Below are 18,330 nucleotides of genomic sequence, written 5' to 3'. Positions count from 1 at the left end.
GTGCGGTTTCACTGGCCCAGATTGGAAAGCGAAAAAGCAACCAAAAGCCCGATCACCACAAGCACGCCCGTGATCTTTTGCTCCACCTCGGTTGCTTCTGGGATCATCGTATTCACCACCATCGTAAGAAGCGCGCCGGCCGCCACCGCGTTTACCGTCGCAGTCAGCTGCGGCGAGGCGCCTTGCAGGAATGCTGCGCCGCAAAGAGAGCTCAGCCCCGACAGAACGGCGATCGTGATCCACAGCGCGAACACATAGGACGCACTCCGTCCGGCGTTGCGCATGCCGACCGCACTAGATAGGCCCTCGGGAAAGTTGGAAAGGAAGATCGCGCCGAGCATCGCGACGCTTACCCCTTTTCCACTCAATAACGAGAGACCGAGCACAACGCTTTCGGGTATGCCATCCAAGAGCGATCCGATCGCAATGGCCATTCCTCCGCCCTTGCCCGCCTGGCGCTGTCGGTTGCCGGACTGCTTGCGGTGATGCGCGCCACGTTTCGAAACGACGTGATCCGTGAAGGCATAGGCGACCGAGCCGACGAGAGCGCCGGCGGCTATCGGCAATATTCCCCCTTCTTGGTAACCGTCCTCCATAGGCCACCGCCGAGATCAAAACGCCGCAGCCGAACGACATGATGCTGGCGGTCAACCACCTGGGCAACGTTGGGAGATAGGCTACGGCGGCCCGACCACCAACGAGGAAGCTCCAAGCAGACCCCAGAGGCCAGCACTTACCCACACCGGCATCACTTGCCTGCTCCGTCATCGTCCAAATGCTTCGGCGAGCCCGTCCGCGGCACGTTCACCAAATCGTCCAGAACAGGATCGCAGCCAATGCGCAGACCACGAGCCCCGCAAGAAGAACGCTAAGCGTCGCCGTCGCCGAGCCGCCGACGTCTTCGCTAGGAAATCGCGTCGCGCCCGCGGGCCCTCTGCTTCCGGCCTGGTGGGACAGCTCTGGCCTCGGCAAGGCTGTCGTCGGAGCACCGCCGGAAGTGGTTCGATGGAGCAACTCCTCCCGCGTTGATGCAGGCCCGACCATCAAGCTCGGGTCGACCAAGACTTCGATGCCTCTTTCCTCGAGGTAAGCGACCGCCCGCGCAACTTCATCGTGGGTCATCCGATCGATCGGAAGCGCCTCCCGAATGTCCCCGATGGTCAGGGCACCTCGAAGCTGGCCCAATGTGGCGAGCTCCCGGAGCGTCGCATCGGGCGATTGTGCATCATTCACCCATCGCAGGTTCATGCTCGATCCCTTCGTCGGAGAGCAGCCCTTAGCGTGCACAACGCGGCTGGTGACGGGTCGTTCGCACGGTTTGTACGGTGCAGGACCGAACATACGACCTTTGCCTAAATCTTCCCGCTTCTGGTCAGCACGTCCGCTAGAGTAAGCGCGAACATCACCCCCACGAAGACCAGTCCGGCGAGGGCGGCAAGCCTGATCAACGCACGTGATCGGATCAGCTCCATGAAGAAGACGAGCACCAGAGAGGATTTAATGACGGCGATGGCCACGCCTGAAGTAACTGTAACCGGTCCCATCGGGATGTACGCAAGAAACATGCTGAGAACGAGCAAACCGAGCAGGGCAGCCCAGACCAAAGCGTTCCTGAGCCACAATCTCAATAGCCACCCCTCCTGACGACCGCGGTCCGCGCTCATGAGGCCCTCCCGGGCAGATAGATGAGGGGGTACAGGAAGATCCAGACCACGTCGACGAGATGCCAATAGAGAGCCGTCACCTCCAGTTCGGGACTGCCCCGCAGTCGAATTCGCCTGGCGGCTCCAAGCAGAACTAGCCTGACGACCAGCGCGATCCCGATCGTGAGATGGATGGCGTGGACGCCGGTAACGAGCCAATACAAGCCGTAGAACAACTGTGCCGACGGCTGCGACAGCGCGAAGCCTGTTCCGGGCACGAGATGCTTCTCGATGTCTTCCTTGTACTCGAAGCCCTTCACGATCATGAAAGCCACGCCCAGCGCAGCCGTGGCACCGAGGCAGGCGAGAACCAGCTGCCTAACGCGTCCCTTCTGAGCCGCAGCTTGCGAGGCTACGGCCATGGTAAGGCTGCTCGTGAGGAGGATCGCGGTGTTGATCGTGCCGAACCAGATGTTGGTCTCCCGCCCCGCGGCGGCGAAGGCGTCGGGATGCTCGATGCGGCAGACCGCATAGGTGAGCAAAAGCGCGCCGAAGAACAGGGTCTCGCTCGCGAGAAAGATCCAGATTCCGAACTTCCCGGCCTGCCGCTGGCGCTCCAAGCGTTGCCATGGTTCTCGAAGCAGTGCGGTTGCGTCACTCATCGGAGCGACCTCGCGTTCTGTACTTCCGGCGCGTCGCTCCCCGCCGACTCGCCCTCAGCGTGGTATTGATAAGGAGCTCGGTCGACCAGCGGCTGGAGATCGAAATTGTGCGGAGGTGGCGGCGAGGTCGTCGTCCACTCCAACCCGGTCGCGCCCCAAGGATTGTTGGAGGCACGCGCGCCGTGAAAAAGCGACCACATGAGATACACGAGGGGAAGGAGATACGCAGCTGCGAGCACGGCCGCACCGGCCGACGACATCACGTTGTAAACCTGGAACTCGGCCGGATAGGTGTGGTAGCGCCGCGGCATGCCCAGGTAGCCGGCCACGAACTGCGGCAGAAAGGTCATGTTGAAACCGAAATACATCGTGATGGCCGCAAACTGCGCCCATGACTCCGGGTACATTTTCCCGGTGATCTTCGGCCACCAGAAGTGTAGCGCGCCGAAGAACGCGGACACCGAACCGCCGACCATGATGTAGTGGAAATGAGCCACCACGAAGTAGGTGTCGGTCACGTGCACGTCGACCGGTATGGACGCCAGAAACAGACCGGAGAGCCCACCGGTAGTGAACAATCCGACGAAGCCAAGGGCGTAGATCATAGGCGAGTTGAAGCTGATCTGTCCGCGGTAGAGCGAGGCCGTCCAGTTGAACACCTTGATCGCGGACGGCACCGCGATGACAAACGACAGAAACGAGAAGATTAAACTAGCGTAGGGCGACTGTCCGGACACGAACATATGGTGTCCCCAGACGAAAAAGCCGATGCCGGCGATCGCGATGATAGCATAGACCATGAAGTCGTAGCCGAACAGCCGACGCCGGGCGAAACAAGGAATGATCTCCGAAACCACGCCCATGGCCGGCAGCACCATGATGTATACTGCGGGATGGGAGTAGAACCAGAACAGGTGCTGGAACAGGATAGGATCCCCCCGCGCACGGGATCGAAGATGGGCAGCCCCAGCCAACGCTCGGCTATGACGAGCATCAGGGAGATCGCCAGCACCGGCGTCGAGAGCACCATCACAATGGAGGTGGCGTAGATCGACCACACGAACATCGGCAGCCTGAACCAGGTCATCCCAGGCGCGCGCAACATATGCGTGGTTGCGATGAAGTTCACGCCAGTCGCGATGCTCGCGAAACCGACGACAAAGACGGCCGCGGCGGCGGTCAGAACATGCGTGTTGGAGAACATGGTTGAGAATGGCGTGTAGAACGTCCAGCCCGTATCCACGCCTCCGGCGACGAGCGTGTAAACGGCGAAGATCCCGCCGACCAGGGTCAGGTACCAGCTGAACAGGTTGAGCCGCGGAAACGCCACATCGGGCGCTCCGATCATCAGAGGTAACAGGAAATTTCCGAAAGTATTCGGGATCGAAGGCACCAGGAAGAACCAGACCATGATGATGCCGTGGAACGAGAACAGCCGATTGTAGGTATCTGAAGTCAGGAACCAGCCGTTCGGAACGAACAGCTCAACGCGGACAGCCGTGATCGCGGCGCCTCCCATGAAGAAGAACACCGTGATGGTCAGCGCATACAGAATGGCGATGCGCTTGTGATCCGTGCTGGCCAACCAGGACAGAAGGGTGCTCCCGGCGCGGAGATAGTCGGGGCGGGGCGGAAACGGCAGTTCGCCTGCGAGAGCCGCATCAGTCATGGCCGTGCTCCTGTCCAAGAGAGCGGATGAATGCGGTCAGGCTTTGTATGTCGCCGTCATCCAGCAGTCCGGCGAAGCTGGGCATGATCGGGTCGAACCCGGCGACGATGTCGCGCTTAGGTTGCAGCATTGAATCTCGGATATAGGCGTCGTCGGCCCTAACCTGCCGCCCGTCCGACAGCTGCACGGTCCGGCCGTAGAGACCCTCCAGCTTGGGAGCATGCACGGCTGAAGATGAGGCGTGGCAACCGGAGCAACCCTGGGAGACGAACAGTTTCGCGCCGACATGCGCGAGGTCGTCGCCTTCCGGCTGTGCGCTCAGCCAGCGGGCATAGTCTTCCTCGCGCATCACTGTGATCCGGCCGCGCATGGCCGAATGGTTGGTGCCGCAATACTCGGCGCAGAGCAGGTGGAAGACCCCGAGCTTGGTCGCTTGGAACCAGGTCTCGGTGTTGCGTCCCGGCAGGACGTCCTGCTTGATCCGGAAAGCGGGGACGAAGAACGAGTGAATGACGTCCTGGGAGGTCATGACGAGCCGAACGGGCCGTCCGACCGGAACGTGCAGTTCGTCGATTTCACGGGCGCCGTTCGCGTGTTGCGTCTTCCACATCCATTGCTTCGCGAGCACATGCACTTCCAGCGCGTTTGCCGGCGCCGTCAACGCGCCGACGTCGGCCGAGGCGGCCCACCAGAACAGGAATGCGAAGAGGAAGAATGTCGCGGCCGTCCAACCCACTTCGAATTCGCGATTGACGATCTCCGGCAATCGGCCCCGTTTGGCCTTCGAGCCGCGCCGGTACCGGATTGCGAAGGAGACGAGCAGGCCAAAGACGAGCGCAAGCGTGAGTGCCGAGACGATCACGAGAGCGGCGAGAATGCCATCCACTCGAACCGCCTGCGTACTGGCCTCCGGTAGCGCGAATATCGCGTTCATGGGGCCACCCCGCTGCCCGACCGGCGGCACATCATGGCTATCGCCGCGACCAAAAACACGAGAGTGACGGCGCAACCGAGCTTCAGCGCGAACCCTACCTGCGCGCTATAGACACCGTGCACCGCGTCGAATCCGTAGCAGAGCAGGGCGATGCGCCCCGCAAGGCCCCCAATCGTGCCACGTCCAGCTTCCAACAAACCCAGCCTGAGATCGAAGGGTTGCAAGCCCAGGCTGGAGAAGGCGCGCGAGACGTGACCGTCACGCGTGAGGGTGACGAACGCTGCGGGATGGGCGATCGCATCGTTCTGCCCATCAGTCTGAAAGTGATAACCGATGGATCTCGTGAGTTGGCCGATGGCAGCTTCGTTACCGATCAGAACGGATACTCCAGGTCCGCTGACCTGGCCGGCGATGAATCGCCGCGCCGCGATCGCGTCATCCCGCGGATCGATCCCGAACACCACCAGGCTATAGTCCCGACCGGCGGTCAATCCGGTCTCTTGGAGTGCGCCCGTAACAATAGTTAGCGCAGGCCCGCAGATCTGCGAGCAGGCGAAGTCGACCGGCAGCAACAAGGCGGGCCTCCCGCCTACAGCCTCGCCAATCGACCTACTGTTACCTTCAATGTCCTTGAATCCGAGCTCCATCGGCACCTGGGCTCGAGGAGCCGGGGCAAGTGCCAACTCGCCGAGTTGCTGTTCGGTCAGTCCGGCTAGAGCGGCCGACGACCAGGTGGTCAGAAGAAAAACGAGCGCAAGAAGCTTCATTGTTGCGCTCCCGGAGTAGTTTGGGCCGCCGGTGCGGGAGGAGCTTCGAGAGGGTCGTAGCCCCGCTCGCCTCGAGCGATCACGATGTCTATCGCCCTGTCGATAGGAATTCTCGCGAGGCCCTTGCTTTTGTCGATCCACCCGTACTGCGACAGAGACTGTCTCTTTTTCAGCAATATCTCGGCCAGATCCTGTTGCGGGGATGTCTGCAGTGAGGGTTGCGGAAATCGATGTTCGACTGGAGGCATGAAAGCTGTCGGCGCGTCCGCCTTGATGTAGAAAAACATGGCGATCATGCCGAGCGCGACGAAGCCGAGGTAGCCTCCGACGGCGACGAGAATGCGCCGTGTGGCAACGTCCGGCGATTGCGGCAGCGCGCGGTCCGCCATCTCACGATCGGACATGACTCGCCTCCGGGATCAGGGCGCTCCCGACGAGCATCGAACCGACGCTCAAGATGGCGAGAGCACCGGTGCCCACCACCACAACGTTCACCTGATCTTCAAATGCGGGTACGAGAAGCCAGTCGAAGTGGAGGGTCGAGCCGAACAGCACGAGCGCTCCGGCCGACTGGAGACCGTGGCGGCTCCGCCGTCCTTTGCGCAGCAAAAGGATGCAGAACGGCAAAACCGCACCTAGCACGAATGCGAGGACGATGATCGCTGTCCAGACGAATGAGCTCCGCTTCAAATACCAGGCCGCTTTGTCGGGCAGGTCCCCATACCATGCGACCAGATAAGTCATGAATTCCAGGTAGACGACACCGAGCAGTGCCGCGAGGAGAAGCGCCCCGATGTCGGATGCGACGGATTCGTCTAGCGATGGCGCCGCAAAGACCGCGACGAAAGCAAGAGCCGCCGCAAGCTGCTGGATGGCAATCGTCGCCGGAAATGCGCTGGCGACATAGCGCGGCTCCAAAGAAAGGTACCAGTCGACGGCCACGAGACTGATCATCGCGCCATAGAAGGCAAGCCCCAGGCCGGCCAGCAGGGGACGCATCTTGCCCAGCGCGAATGTCGTCCCCAGGATCCACCATCCGCACAGCGCGAGGGCGGCGCGGAAGGCATAGCCTTGCCCATTCAGATATCTCTGGGCGACGTCCTGCGCGAGCGATGAGGCGGCATGTGCCCATGGGTAAAGCTGACCGAAGTTCACGAGTATGGGAAGAAACGCGATGGCGACAACCGATGTGAGCGCCGCCGAAGCTCTCAAGATGGTTGCGCTCTCCTCGCCCCATCGGCCTCCGGTCAGGGAATGTATGAGCAGCAGCATCATGCTCCCCACCGGCACGCAGCTCCAGACGCCGAACGCAACGAGCCAGGCGCGGGAGAGAGCTGGACCTTGCCAAGCTGCTGCCGCGATCACCGCGCCGCCCAGCAGCAGAATTCCGCACACCGCCGGCCACCGTCGCAAATTCTGCAAACGAAAGGCGCTCGCATGCGCCGTCATGGCAATCTCGTCCGCAGTTCGGGAGTGTCTGCTACATTTGCTCTCTGAGACTCCTGGAGCGCCCGGATGTAGGCGACAATGCCCCATCGATCACTCGGGTCAACGCGAGCGGCATACGAGAACATCACACCGTGACCGTTGGTGATCACATCAAAGAAGTGTTGGGCGGATGCGGCCCGTAGGCGGCTGCCGTGATACGAAGGTGGCGCCGGGAAGCCTCGCTGGACGACCACTCCGTCACCGCTCCCTGACAAACCATGACAGGGAGAGCAGTAGATGTCGTAACGCTCGCGCCCGCGCTTGAGCAGCTCGGCATTGACCTGCGGTCTTTGCACAGACCTGCTTTGCCGCATCAGGTCGCCTTGGGCGACCACCCCATCCGGCAAGAGTTGTGCTTCAGTGCCGTTGTCGAACAGCGCGGCACGCGTGAAGGTTCGGTAGCGGTTCTGCTGGGTCATCGAGACGTCATCGCACGCGGACAGCAGCAATGCGGCGCAGATCGGGATCGCGAGCCGCTCGATCATGGCGCTCGTACCTCGGTAACTCTCAGCGCGCCGGCAGTTCGAAGAAGCTGCCGAAGGGCGTGCGTCCTCTCCTCGTTCTCTCCTTTTGCGAGCAGGAAATAGTGGTCCTGTGTCGAACGCTCGAAGCTCGGCACGTCGAACAGCGGCTGGTGCAATTGTGGCAGACCGGTCGTCCAGAGCAGGGCGATAAATCCGGCGAGCGCCGCGGCGAATATGCCGACCTCGAAGGGAACAAGGAGGAAAACCGGCCACGAGTTCAGAGGTCGGCCGCCGCTATTGATCGGATAGTCGATCACCGCGCTGTACCATTGCAGGCCGAAGGCGAACGCCGCGGTAGAGAAACCCGCCAGGAACATAGCGACCCGGATTCTTGGAGGGCCGACGTCGATGAGCTCATGGAGTTCGTCCACCGGGAACGGGGTAAAGGCATCGAGCACGGTGAAGCGCGGACTGCCTTTCAGCCTCCGGGCAGCGGCAATCAGGGTGGCCGGATCCTGGAATTCCGCGAGGAGAGGCCACGTCATGCCATATCCTCCCGGTGCGCGAGCTCGCGCATGTCGAACATGGAGACCGCAGGGATGAGCCGCACGAACATCAGGAACAGGAAGGCGAAGAAGCCGAGCGGCGCAATGACAAAGGCCAAGTCCCAGATCGTGAAGTGAAAGGCTCGCCACAAGCTCGGCATATAGCCATGCGAAAGCGTATTCCAGACGATCAGGATGCGCTCGAGCCACATTCCGACGTTGATCGCGACAGAGATCGCGAACAAAGCGACAAGAGACCCACGTACGCGCGGCAACCAGAGCGCCTGGGGCAGGACGACATTGCAGCCGAGCAATGCCCAGAACAGCGGAGCGTATGTGCCGGCAAACTCGAACGCCACAAGGCTCCGATCGCTGCGCGCCCCACCGTACCACCCCATGAACCATTCGCTGGCGTAGGAATAGCCCATCACGATCGAGGACATCAGCAGGACACGCGCGATCACGTCCAGATGCTCGCGTGTGATGATCGCCTGAAGGTCAAAGCCCCAGCGGATCGCTAGAGCCAGCACGACGACCATTGCGAATCCGGAGTACATGGCGCCGACCACGAAGTAGGGCGGAAAGATACTTTCCTGCCAACCCGGCATGAGGCTGGCCGCAAAGTCCAGGCCGACGATCGAATGCACCGAGCAGACAAGGGGCACGCCGAGAGCGGCCATTGTCGTATGGAGAATCTTCATGGCGCGCCACTGCCGCACCGAGCCGCACCAGCCGAGCGCGAACGCGCCGTACAACAACTGCCCGGTCCGCGATTTCGTTCTGTCCCGCATCGTTGCGAGATCGGGAATGAGGCTGACGTACCAGAACAGCAACGAGAACAGCAGATAGCTGATGATCGCCCAGAAATCCCACACCAGCGCGCTCCGCCACTGCGGCCAGAGCGACATGGTGTTCGGGTAAGGAGCGAGCCAGTAGGCGTAAATGGGACGGCCTAGATGCACGATCGGCATCAACCCAGCGATGGCCACGGCGAACAACGTCATCGCCTCCGCGAAGCGATTGATGGAAGCGCGCCACCTTTGCCGCGTGAGCAGCAGCATGGCGGAGATCAGCGTCCCGGCGTTACCGATGCCGATCCACCATACGTAATCAGCGATGGCGACACCCCACACGATGGTCGAGTTGACGCCCCAAACGCCGATACCGCGGTAAAAGACCCAGCCGAGGGCCGCCACGAACCAAGCCATAAAGGGCGCACTGAGAAGGAGGGCGAGCCACCAGACCTTCCCCGGATTCCTGAAGAGGGGAGTAGTCACTGCCTGGGTGATCTCCACGTCGCTTGCGCGATAGGCGGAGATCCAAGGCGCGGTCGCGGCCTCATCGGGCTCCAGGACGGCGGTCATTCAGCGTCTCCGTCGGAACGCGAAGAGGGATTCCGGACATCGGCGAGGTAGGTTGTGCGTGGGCGCGTGTCGAGATGAGCAAGCAGCGCATAATGTCGTGGATCAGACCTACTTCGATTCACCTTCGAGCCGCTCTGATTGAGGTCGCCGAATTCGATCGCGTTCGTCGGACAAGCGCTCTGACAGGCAGTCCGCACTTCGTCGGTGCCGATGCGGCGATCCTCACGTTCGGCCGCTCGCCTGGCTCCGCTGATCCGCTGGACGCAGTAGGTGCATTTTTCCATTACGCCGCGGGCGCGGACCGTCACCTCCGGATTCTTCTGAGCGCGGTAGGATTCCAGACCAAGGTTGGCGTATTCCTGCCCGTCGGCGTAACCGCGGAAATTGAAACGACGGACCTTGTACGGGCAATTGGCCTGGCAGAAGCGCGTGCCGATGCATCTGTTGTACACCTGCGCGTTCAGGCCTTCGCTATCATGCACGGAGGCTGCCACGGGGCAGACCGGTTCGCAGGGGGCGTGCTCGCAATGCATGCACGGGACAGGCTGGAAACCGAGTGCTGGACTGTGCGCCGTTCCGTGATCATAGACATCGACCCGCAACCAATGCATGTCCCGGCCCCGGGCAACTTCTTCCGGGCCGACGACGGGCACGTTGTTCTCGGCCTGGCAGGCAACGACGCATGCGTTGCAGCCGATGCACAGTGACGTGTCGATGACCATGGCCCATGCATATTCATCGCCGCTTCGGGGCGGAGCCGCAGGCAGCAGGCTGGAAGTGTTCTCCGGATCCGGAGATCCGACGGGGCGCGCGGCTTCCGCAAGCTTGCGCATTGGATAGAGTTCGGCGACGTAGTCCGCGGCGCGCACGATATTCTGGGTGGTGAGCGGGTCCTGTTTTCGAGCCGTCTTGCTGATGGAGGCAGCCGCCAACAGCCACGGGGTTTTGACGGCGCGCAGCCGGTTCGCATCGGCGCCAATTCCGTCGCCGATCGCACCCGCTCGCGTCCGGCCATACCCGAGCGTGAGGCTACCGACCCCGGCAGCGGCGGCCGGATCGATGAGCACCGGCGCCTCCACTGTGCCGTGCTCGGACCGGATCGAGACGACGTCGCCTCCTGACACGCCAAAAGGCTCGGCGTCGCGAGGATTGATCGTCAGAGCGTTGCCCCAGACCTGCTTCGTGAGCGGTCTCGGACATTCCTGCAACCAGGCATTGTTCGCGAATGAGCCGTCCCAGACGGCCGGATCGGGCTGCAGCACCAATGAGAAGCCCGGCGGCGCGCTCGCTCTCGGCAGCTCGGGTATTTTGGGCTCATGCGGCGTCACAGGCGGGCTGGCGCTGCCGGAAATCACTCCGTCGTGCAGCGCGCGCGTCCACCAGCCCTCGAAATCGGCTCCGGCGTTTGGCTGCCAGGTCTGACGTACTAGATCGCGCGGGCTCGCGTCGATCCCGTCCGCGAGGAGCGCGAGGAGCTCGTGATCCGTTCTAGTATGATAGAGCGGCCGGATCAGCGGCTGGACGAGACTGGCAGTTCCGTCTGGGCTGCGCAGGTCCGACCAGGCTTCGAGCGGATGAGTTTGCGGAAGGTGCCAGTTCGAGATCGCGGCCGTCTCGTCGGCATAGCAGCCCATGTGCAGGCGAAACGGCGCGTTGCGAGCCGCACGAGCGAAATCAAGGTCGGCGGGAGCATCATAAGCCGGGTTAACGCCGAGGATGACGAGCTGGTCGACCTGGCCGTCGTCCAGATCGCGAACAAGTTCGGCGAGCGTCCTCCCTTGACGCCCCGAGGGCGTGCGATCGATCCGCTCGATGAGATCGAGAGGCGCCTTGAGACGGGCGTTGATCCAATGGACGAGCGCGTGAGTTTCGGCTGAAAGGGATCGGCCGGCGATAACAATGGATCCGCCGGACGCTGAGCTGAGGTCCGAGCTGATTTGCCGCACGAGGCGCTGCACGTTTTCCGGCATCGCGGGCGCTCGCGCCCGGGAGCCGAGCGCGCCGGCGATCGCGATCGCAACTTCCTCGATGATGGCAGGCTGAAGGGCAAGCCGATGATCGGCCTTCGCCCCGGTCAACGTCGGAGCAGACTCCACACAGTACCAACGCGAGAAGCCGCCTGCCGGCTGCTTGCGGCCGTTCGCGAAAGCCCTGGCGTTTCTCAGTTGATCGGGACCATGGCCGATCGGATCCGAATCGAGAGCGACCACGATGTTCGCGCGCTCCAAATGCGGCACGAGGTCCAGCTCTCGCCCGTAAGCGAAGAGGGTTCCGGCGCTCGCCCCGGCACCGTCGATCGGATCATAGGCGTGCCAAGAAGCCTCGGGAAATCTAGCGAACAGATCGTCGATCTGCCGCAGCAGGGTAGGGGAAGTGACCTTACCTGTGAGGATTCGAAGTCCCTTGCCCTGGCGCTGCTTCATCAATTGGTTCTGTTCGAGCAGAGCTCTGCGAAATGCCTCTGCCGCAGAGATGGCCCCCTCGTGTAGTACAGCCCGCGACCGATCTGGATCGTAAAGAGAGAGTACGGCTGCCTCCATGAAGATGTCCGTTGCACCGAGACTAGCTGGATGCTTCGGGTTGCCCTCGATCTTGATCGGCCGTCCGTCCACCGAGGTGACCAGCGCGCCGCGGCCGTAGCCTGACAGCGCCAGCGTGGTCGCGAACTTCATCGGCTCTCCGGGTACCAGGCGATCCGGCATCGTCACATAGGGCACGATCTCTTCATCCGGCCGGCTGCAAGCGCTCAGACCTCCCGCGATCCCGGCAGCCAAGAGGCTCAAGGCGCGCCGACGGTCGATCCTCGGGCTGCAAAAGGAGGCGGTTTTTATGGGCAGCTCGTCTACCTGTGGCATATCGAGCAGTCCGTGAGGTGATCGACGCGAACGTGATACTCTGCCATCAGCTTCCGACCGAGCGCCTCCTGGTTTTGCGGCGGTGACCATTTTGGATCGAACACCGCGTCTCGCGGCCTCAGTGCCTTCTGCGGTGAGCGGTGACAATCGATGCACCACTGCATCGTCAACGGTGCCGCCTGGCGCGTCAGTCTCATCTGGTCGATTGGACCATGGCACGTGGTGCACCCGACGCCCTTGGCCACATGGATCGAGTGATCGAAGTAGACGTAATCCGGCAGTCTGTTGACCCGTTGCCAGGCAATCGGGGTGTTGCGCGCGAGGCTCGCCCTTACGGGCGCCAGCATCTCGGCGTTCGTCCAAAGCTGCGAATGACAGGTCATGCAGGTCTCGGTCGGGGGCAGGCCCGCAAACCGCGCCTTCTCCACCGAGGTATGGCAATATCTGCAGTCGAGACCTAGACCGCCAACATGATGTTCATGGCTGAAGGGAACGGGCTGGTTTCGCGTCACATCTTCTCCAGTGGCGTAGGGCGAACTCATTATGCTGTAGGCGAGTCCGACTAGAAGGATTGGGACTGCACCGCACGAGGCCAGGAGAACTTTCGCGATCGTGTCAGCGCCTGGGCGGAAAATCTGCATGCACCTGGCCCGGCTGGGAACATCTCAACGTCGCTTACGCCCGTCCGTCCATCTTCGGCCGCCGAAAGGTGCTGGTGTGGGAGGTCGAACCGGCGAAGCATGCATCCGTGACCCTTGCGCGCAAATGGTGCCGAAATGGCATTTGCGCCGACGATGTTGGACGACGGCTCTTTTAAGCGGCATGAGGTGACCCCAGGGTGATGGCCGCGGCGCCCCGCAGCCGAGGTGACGCTCAACGATTTCGAAACTGCTCCGTGCCTACCGCCCCCGGTCCGAGCATCAGAATCTTGGCGCGCTACCGTACAATTCTGTTATGCCCGCCGGCGAGGGCGCCACTGTTCGCTGACGTACCGACCATCACGTGCGACCGAGCCCTGCTGCCGGAACGTAACGCCAGGTCGATCACTATTTCAGGCATCTGTTCTCCCACTAGAAAGGCGCCCAAATGACACGCACACTCATGACTGCCTCGGCCGTGGCCGTACTTGCTCTCGCAAGCCCCGCGCTCGCACAGAACGCTTCGAAAGGGTCTCAAGCCGCATCACAACAGCCCAGCACCTCCTCTCAGCAGCAGCCCGGCACTTCGAACCAAAATCTCGCAGCCGCGCAGCAGATAAAGCAAGATCTCCAGAAGGCAGGCTTCACGGACGTCAATGTCGTTGCCGAGTCCTTCGTGGTTCAGGCCAAGAGCAAGGATGGAAATCCAGTGGTGATGACCATCGGTCCCCACGGGATGTCGGTCTTCGAAGCCATGAACGTCGACAGCAAAGGTGGTCAATCGGGTAGCTCATCCCAGAACACCACCGGCTCTACCTCACCTCACCAGGGCAATTCCAAGTAAGGCGTCGTGCTTTGATGGCCTGGTCAAATCGGGAAGCGGCATGAAGCGGTTGGCATGGCGAGGTCGCCGGAAGGGGACAAAACGGCGGCGTCGCCGCCGCACCGAAGCCTTGCTGCCGCTTCCCGAGCGGCTGAAGCAACTCGCCGAAAGAGCCAAGCAGGAAGCGCAAGAGCTGCCCCCTGGCAAAGAACGGGATCGCTGCCTCCTCAAGGCGGCGCAAGCACAGAACGTTTTTGAGTTCGTAGGCCTGCTTGAGGCCGACGTGCGCCGCAACTGACAGCATAAGCTGCCGGATCGGTCCGGAAGCGTACCGAATTTCCCCAGAACCCGCGGCAGCCGAGCGAACGTCGGCCTTTCCAGAGTGTTGATGCGGCCACACAGGGGTTCCGATCATGTCGACATCGAGAGGGACGAAGCGGGAAGTCAGTCGACGCGACCTGCTTACCGCGGGGCTTGCTGCTGGTACATCCTTGGCCCTTCCCACCGCCCCTGCAGCGGCAGATACAATCGCGCAGCAAGTCCCTTGGGCTCCGGGCGAGGCGAACAAACCATCTCCGGTCGCCGGGAGCGATTACCGGTTTTTGTCAGCGGACGAAGCGGCTTGGCTCGATGCCGCCGTGTCGCGTCTGATACCACAGGATGATATGGGGCCCGGCGCGCGAGAACTCGGCGTCACACTGTTCATCGATCGCCAGCTCGCTGGAGCCTACGGCAGAGCTGAGCGCTGGTATATGGCGGGACCATGGTCGAAGGGCACGGATAGTCAAGGCTACCAGTCCCGGATGACGCCGGCGCAGATGTACCGCGCCGCGATCAAGGCGATTGACGTCTATTGTCGCGGCAAATTCGGCGGGAAGCCCTTTGTTGAACTCAGCACCGAGCAGCAGGACACGGTCCTCGGAGAGCTCGAAGAAGGTAAAGCCAAGCTTCAGAACGTGGATGCCAAGGCATTCTTCAAGCAATTCCTCCTCAACACCCAGGAAGGCTACTTCGCCGATCCCATGTACGGCGGCAACAAGGATATGGCGGCTTGGAAGATGATCGGTTTTCCCGGTGCGAGGTACGACTATCGGGACTTCGTCGGTCAGCACGGCAAGCGCTACCCGTTGCCGCCCGTCGCGATCTATGGTCGGCCCGACTGGAGCTCGAAGGCATAGGAGATCGATATGGCCACCAAGTTGCCGGCGGTCGATGCGCTTCTCGTGGGCTTCGGCTGGACCGGCGCCTTGATGGGTCAGGAGCTGACCGATGCCGGGCTGAATGTCCTGGCGCTCGAGCGGGGAGGATGGCGCGACACCACCACGGATTTCGCCACCACGTTCATCCAGGACGAGCTCCGCTACTACTACCGCCATGAGCTCTTCCAGGAGCCCGCACGCGAGACGCTGACCTTCCGAAACTCCGCAAACGAAACCGCTCTGCCGATGCGTCAACTCGGCTCCTTCCTCCCCGGGACAGGCGTCGGCGGAGCGGGAATCCATTGGAATGGACAGAACTGGCGTTTCCTGCCGAGCGACTTCGTCGCGCGCAGCCACAACAGCGACCGCTATGGCGCAGCGGCGATACCCCAAGACATGGCCATCCAGGATTGGGGCATCACATATGACGATCTGGAACCTTATTACGACAAGTGGGAATACCTCTGCGGGATATCGGGCAAGGCCGGCAATATCAGGGGACAGATCCAACCCGGAGGAAATCCGTTCGAAGGTCCCCGAGACAGAGACTATCCGAACCCGCCCATGGCGATGACCTATGGTCCGACACTCTTCGCAGAAGCGGCACGGGATATCGGGTTGAAGCCGTTCCCCGCGCCATCAGCGAACATGTCTCGCGCTTACACCAACCCGCTCGGCGTGCAGCTCGGACCGTGCACCTATTGCGGCTTCTGCGAGAAATTCGGTTGCGGTAACTATTCCAAGGCAAGTCCGCAGACGACCATCCTCCCGGTCCTGCTTCGCAAGAAGAACTTCACGTTGAAGACCGAGTGTGAGGTCATCAAGATCAACCTGGACAGCGACGGGAAGAGGGCGGTCAGCGTCACCTACGTCGACACTCAAGGCGAAGAGTACGAGCAGCCGGCCGACCTGATCGTTCTCAGCGCGTTCGTTTTGCACAATGTCCACCTTCTGCTCCTGTCAGGAATCGGCACTCCGTACGACCCCAACACAGGAGCCGGGACGCTTGGCAAGAACTATGCCTATCAAATCGTCTCGAGCGTCGACGTGTTCTACGACGACAAGATCCTGAACCCGTTCATCGGCGCCGGCGCGCTAGGGACCGTGGTCGACGAGTTCAACGGAGATAATTTCGACCACACCAATCTGGGCTTCGTCGGAGGCGGTTACATAGCCTGCTGGAATACCAACGGTCGTCCGATCGAGACCCATCTCGTTCCGGATGGAACGCCCAAATGGGGCTCTAAGTGGAAGAAAGCGGTTGTGCAAAACTATCTGCGCTCGATGTCGATCTCTACGCATGGGGCGGTCATGAGCCACCGGGGAAACCACCTTGATTTGGATCCGACCTACCGCGACTTTCTCGGTCGCCCGCTGATGCGCATGACGTTCGACTACACCGACAACGAGCACAAGATGTCGGATTTCCTGACGGGAAAGGCCGAAGAGATCGCCCGCGCGATGAAGCCACGTGAGATCAGGAGCAATCCCCGAAAGGGGCACTATGACATCACGCCGTACCAGACGACCCATAACACCGGCGGCGCGATCATGGGCTCCAATCCGGGAGAAAGCGTCATCAACCGCTATCTGCAGCACTGGGACGTCTCGAACCTGTTCGTGATGGGATCCTCGGCGTTCCCGCAGAACCCGGGCTACAACCCGACAGGTACCGTCGCCGCGCTGGCGCTCTGGTCCGCTCACGCCATCAGAACGCAATATCTGAAAAGTCCCGGGCCGCTGGTTCAAGCGTAGGAGAGGCGCAATGTTGTTTGCTCTCGTCAGGTTGTCGTTGGCCTGCGCCTGTGCCGCAACATTCTGCGTTTTCCCCGCCCGGGGCGAGCAACTGTCCTTTGCTCAGGTCGAGCGAGGCCGCTATCTCGCGGCTGCCGGCGACTGCGAGGCCTGCCATACCGCGCCTGGAGGCAAGCCGTTCGCCGGCGGCCGCGCGATTCCGACGCCCTTCGGAACAATCTACTCTGCCAATATCACGCCCGACCGAACGACCGGGATCGGCGCCTGGTCCGACGATCAGTTCTACCGCGCCCTGCACCAGGGCATATCGGCCGATGGCAGCTATCTCTATCCTGCGTTTCCCTACCCCTGGTATACCAAAGTCACCCGCGAAGATGCCGACGCTCTCGAGGCCTTTCTGAGCTCGCTAGATCCCGTCGCCAACTCCCCTCCGCCGAACCAACTCGCGTGGCCCCTGAACGAACGCGTCGTCATGAAGGGGTGGAACGAGCTGTTCTTCCATGAAGGCACCTTCAAGCCCGACGATCAGAAATCACCCGAATGGAATCGGGGGGCCTATTTGGTCGAAGGCCTCGGACATTGCGGAGCCTGCCACACGCCCACCAACGTGCTGGGGGCTTCCGAGAAGCAGTCCGCGCTGCGCGGCGGGAAGCTCCAGGATTGGTACGCCCCAAATCTGACGGCCGACGTGCGGTCCGGTTTGGGAAACTGGTCAGTGGACGATATCGTGGCGTTTCTCAAGACGGGGCGCAATTCCCGCACGGTCGCATACGGCCCGATGTCGGAGGTCATCACCTTCTCGACTTCGAAGCTGAAAGACGACGATCTGAAAGCGATAGCGACCTACCTCAAGGACGTGCCTTCAGGTGCCGGAGAACACAAAGACGATCAGACGCAGCCCGATTCCAAGGTCCTGACCGTCGGGAAAGCGCTCTACGTGGACAATTGCTCGGGCTGCCATCAGGCTGAAGGTCAGGGCGTGCCTGCTATGTTTCCCCGCCTCCAGGGTGACAGCGCCGTCCAGGACCGGGATCCAACCATCATCGTGCGGTTGATCCTGAACGGAGCTCATGCGGCAACGACCGATGCAAGGCCTACGCAGGTCTCCATGCCCGCGTTCAAATGGAAGCTCTCGGACCAGCAGATTGCCGACCTCGCCACCTACATCAGGAATGCATGGGGAAATTCGGCGCCTCCGGTCTCGGCGTCGAAAGTTGGCGACGTGCGGCACTCGACGGCAGCCGACTCCGCTCAGGAAAGAGGAGAGACGAGATGATCCGTTTCGAACGCCTTGTACTGCAGACATGCGCGGCGGCCTTCGTGCTCGCTCCGGCAGCTCACGGGACGACGGACAAGTCGAAGGAGACGCCCGGGATTGCCGCCTATCAGGCGACGCAAGGCGCTTTCAAGCGGGACCGCAAGATCAGCCGACAGATTCTCCGGAGTGAGCACAAGAAGCGGAGCTCGGAAGCGGTCCATACCCGATGAATCCACAACCCTGTCCGGAAGCCGAAGGGACGTGAC

Annotated in this window: 19 protein-coding genes and 1 pseudogene; 5 read left to right on the top strand and 15 right to left on the bottom strand. The window is 61.8% G+C overall.

Annotated features, from left to right (window positions below):
• Positions 1-8: 8 nt before the first annotated feature.
• The 15 genes and pseudogenes from BRAD3257_RS28270 to BRAD3257_RS39375 all read right to left on the bottom strand — a co-directional run bounded on the left by BRAD3257_RS28270 (position 9) and on the right by BRAD3257_RS39375 (position 13,810).
• The gene (locus BRAD3257_RS28270) at positions 9-596 is read right to left on the bottom strand and encodes a ZIP family metal transporter (RefSeq protein WP_244607723.1); all 588 of its coding nucleotides are present in this window, start codon (positions 594-596) and stop codon (positions 9-11) included.
• A 208-nt stretch (positions 597-804) separates the two neighbouring features.
• Positions 805-1,248 (bottom strand): RNA polymerase sigma factor region1.1 domain-containing protein, encoded by a 444-nt coding sequence (locus BRAD3257_RS28265; RefSeq protein WP_160118861.1) that lies wholly within the window; start codon positions 1,246-1,248, stop codon positions 805-807.
• A 104-nt stretch (positions 1,249-1,352) separates the two neighbouring features.
• A complete protein-coding gene (locus BRAD3257_RS28260) occupies positions 1,353-1,664 on the bottom strand; it encodes a cytochrome C oxidase subunit IV family protein (protein WP_122404598.1) in 312 nt (103 codons plus the stop codon).
• Complete coding sequence (locus tag BRAD3257_RS28255) at positions 1,661-2,305, bottom strand: cytochrome c oxidase subunit 3 family protein (protein WP_122404597.1); 645 nt, start codon at positions 2,303-2,305, stop codon at positions 1,661-1,663. Before BRAD3257_RS28255 ends, BRAD3257_RS28260 begins: the two co-directional genes overlap by 4 nt.
• Positions 2,302-3,974: pseudogene (locus BRAD3257_RS28250) on the bottom strand (cytochrome c oxidase subunit I). Before BRAD3257_RS28250 ends, BRAD3257_RS28255 begins: the two are co-directional and overlap by 4 nt.
• Positions 3,967-4,908 carry a cytochrome c oxidase subunit II gene (gene coxB / locus BRAD3257_RS28245; protein ID WP_122404596.1) on the bottom strand — a complete coding sequence of 314 codons (942 nt, stop codon included), beginning with the start codon at positions 4,906-4,908 and terminating at the stop codon, positions 3,967-3,969. Before coxB ends, BRAD3257_RS28250 begins: the two are co-directional and overlap by 8 nt.
• A complete protein-coding gene (locus BRAD3257_RS28240) occupies positions 4,905-5,675 on the bottom strand; it encodes an SCO family protein (RefSeq protein WP_122404595.1) in 771 nt (256 codons plus the stop codon). Before BRAD3257_RS28240 ends, coxB begins: the two co-directional genes overlap by 4 nt.
• Positions 5,672-6,079 carry a hypothetical protein gene (locus BRAD3257_RS28235; RefSeq protein WP_145987034.1) on the bottom strand — a complete coding sequence of 136 codons (408 nt, stop codon included), beginning with the start codon at positions 6,077-6,079 and terminating at the stop codon, positions 5,672-5,674. The genes BRAD3257_RS28240 and BRAD3257_RS28235 overlap by 4 nt, the downstream gene beginning before the upstream one ends.
• Entirely contained in the window at positions 6,066-7,124 is a 1,059-nt protein-coding gene (locus tag BRAD3257_RS28230; protein ID WP_244607722.1) for a hypothetical protein, read from the bottom strand. Before BRAD3257_RS28230 ends, BRAD3257_RS28235 begins: the two co-directional genes overlap by 14 nt.
• The gene (locus BRAD3257_RS28225) at positions 7,121-7,648 is read right to left on the bottom strand and encodes a c-type cytochrome (protein ID WP_122404593.1); all 528 of its coding nucleotides are present in this window, start codon (positions 7,646-7,648) and stop codon (positions 7,121-7,123) included. Before BRAD3257_RS28225 ends, BRAD3257_RS28230 begins: the two co-directional genes overlap by 4 nt.
• The gene (locus BRAD3257_RS28220; protein WP_122404592.1) at positions 7,645-8,172 is read right to left on the bottom strand and encodes a DUF3341 domain-containing protein; all 528 of its coding nucleotides are present in this window, start codon (positions 8,170-8,172) and stop codon (positions 7,645-7,647) included. Before BRAD3257_RS28220 ends, BRAD3257_RS28225 begins: the two co-directional genes overlap by 4 nt.
• Positions 8,169-9,536, bottom strand: coding sequence for an NrfD/PsrC family molybdoenzyme membrane anchor subunit (gene nrfD, locus BRAD3257_RS28215; RefSeq protein ID WP_122404591.1), 1,368 nt, complete (start codon positions 9,534-9,536; stop codon positions 8,169-8,171). The genes BRAD3257_RS28220 and nrfD overlap by 4 nt, the downstream gene beginning before the upstream one ends.
• A complete protein-coding gene (locus tag BRAD3257_RS28210) occupies positions 9,533-12,391 on the bottom strand; it encodes a 4Fe-4S dicluster domain-containing protein (protein ID WP_122404590.1) in 2,859 nt (952 codons plus the stop codon). The genes nrfD and BRAD3257_RS28210 overlap by 4 nt, the downstream gene beginning before the upstream one ends.
• The gene (locus BRAD3257_RS28205; RefSeq protein ID WP_122404589.1) at positions 12,379-13,032 is read right to left on the bottom strand and encodes a cytochrome c3 family protein; all 654 of its coding nucleotides are present in this window, start codon (positions 13,030-13,032) and stop codon (positions 12,379-12,381) included. The genes BRAD3257_RS28210 and BRAD3257_RS28205 overlap by 13 nt, the downstream gene beginning before the upstream one ends.
• A gap of 541 nt (positions 13,033-13,573) precedes the next feature.
• Positions 13,574-13,810 carry a hypothetical protein gene (locus tag BRAD3257_RS39375; protein ID WP_145987033.1) on the bottom strand — a complete coding sequence of 79 codons (237 nt, stop codon included), beginning with the start codon at positions 13,808-13,810 and terminating at the stop codon, positions 13,574-13,576.
• A 103-nt stretch (positions 13,811-13,913) separates the two neighbouring features.
• Here BRAD3257_RS39375 and BRAD3257_RS39370 point away from each other — a divergent pair, with 103 nt between their 5' ends.
• The 5 genes from BRAD3257_RS39370 (at position 13,914) to BRAD3257_RS28180 (ending at position 18,294) form a co-directional block, all read left to right on the top strand.
• Complete coding sequence (locus tag BRAD3257_RS39370) at positions 13,914-14,150, top strand: hypothetical protein (protein ID WP_129145456.1); 237 nt, start codon at positions 13,914-13,916, stop codon at positions 14,148-14,150.
• 304 nt (positions 14,151-14,454) lie between these two features.
• Positions 14,455-15,030 carry a gluconate 2-dehydrogenase subunit 3 family protein gene (locus BRAD3257_RS28195; protein ID WP_244607721.1) on the top strand — a complete coding sequence of 192 codons (576 nt, stop codon included), beginning with the start codon at positions 14,455-14,457 and terminating at the stop codon, positions 15,028-15,030.
• Positions 15,031-15,039: 9 nt separating this feature from the next.
• Positions 15,040-16,806: a GMC family oxidoreductase gene (locus tag BRAD3257_RS28190; RefSeq protein ID WP_122404586.1), complete on the top strand. Its 1,767-nt coding sequence runs from the start codon at positions 15,040-15,042 to the stop codon at positions 16,804-16,806.
• Between the two features lie 13 nt (positions 16,807-16,819).
• On the top strand, positions 16,820-18,082 hold the full coding sequence (locus BRAD3257_RS28185) for a c-type cytochrome (protein ID WP_197711512.1): 1,263 nt from the start codon (positions 16,820-16,822) through the stop codon (positions 18,080-18,082).
• The gene (locus tag BRAD3257_RS28180) at positions 18,079-18,294 is read left to right on the top strand and encodes a hypothetical protein (RefSeq protein WP_122404584.1); all 216 of its coding nucleotides are present in this window, start codon (positions 18,079-18,081) and stop codon (positions 18,292-18,294) included. The genes BRAD3257_RS28185 and BRAD3257_RS28180 overlap by 4 nt, the downstream gene beginning before the upstream one ends.
• Positions 18,295-18,330 lie beyond the last annotated feature (36 nt).

Origin of the sequence: Bradyrhizobium vignae (assembly GCF_900324035.1) — a bacterium.
Taxonomy (GTDB): domain Bacteria; phylum Pseudomonadota; class Alphaproteobacteria; order Rhizobiales; family Xanthobacteraceae; genus Bradyrhizobium; species Bradyrhizobium vignae.
The sequence above is the reverse complement of the archived record's forward strand: the minus strand, read 5'-3'. Positions and strand labels throughout refer to the sequence as shown.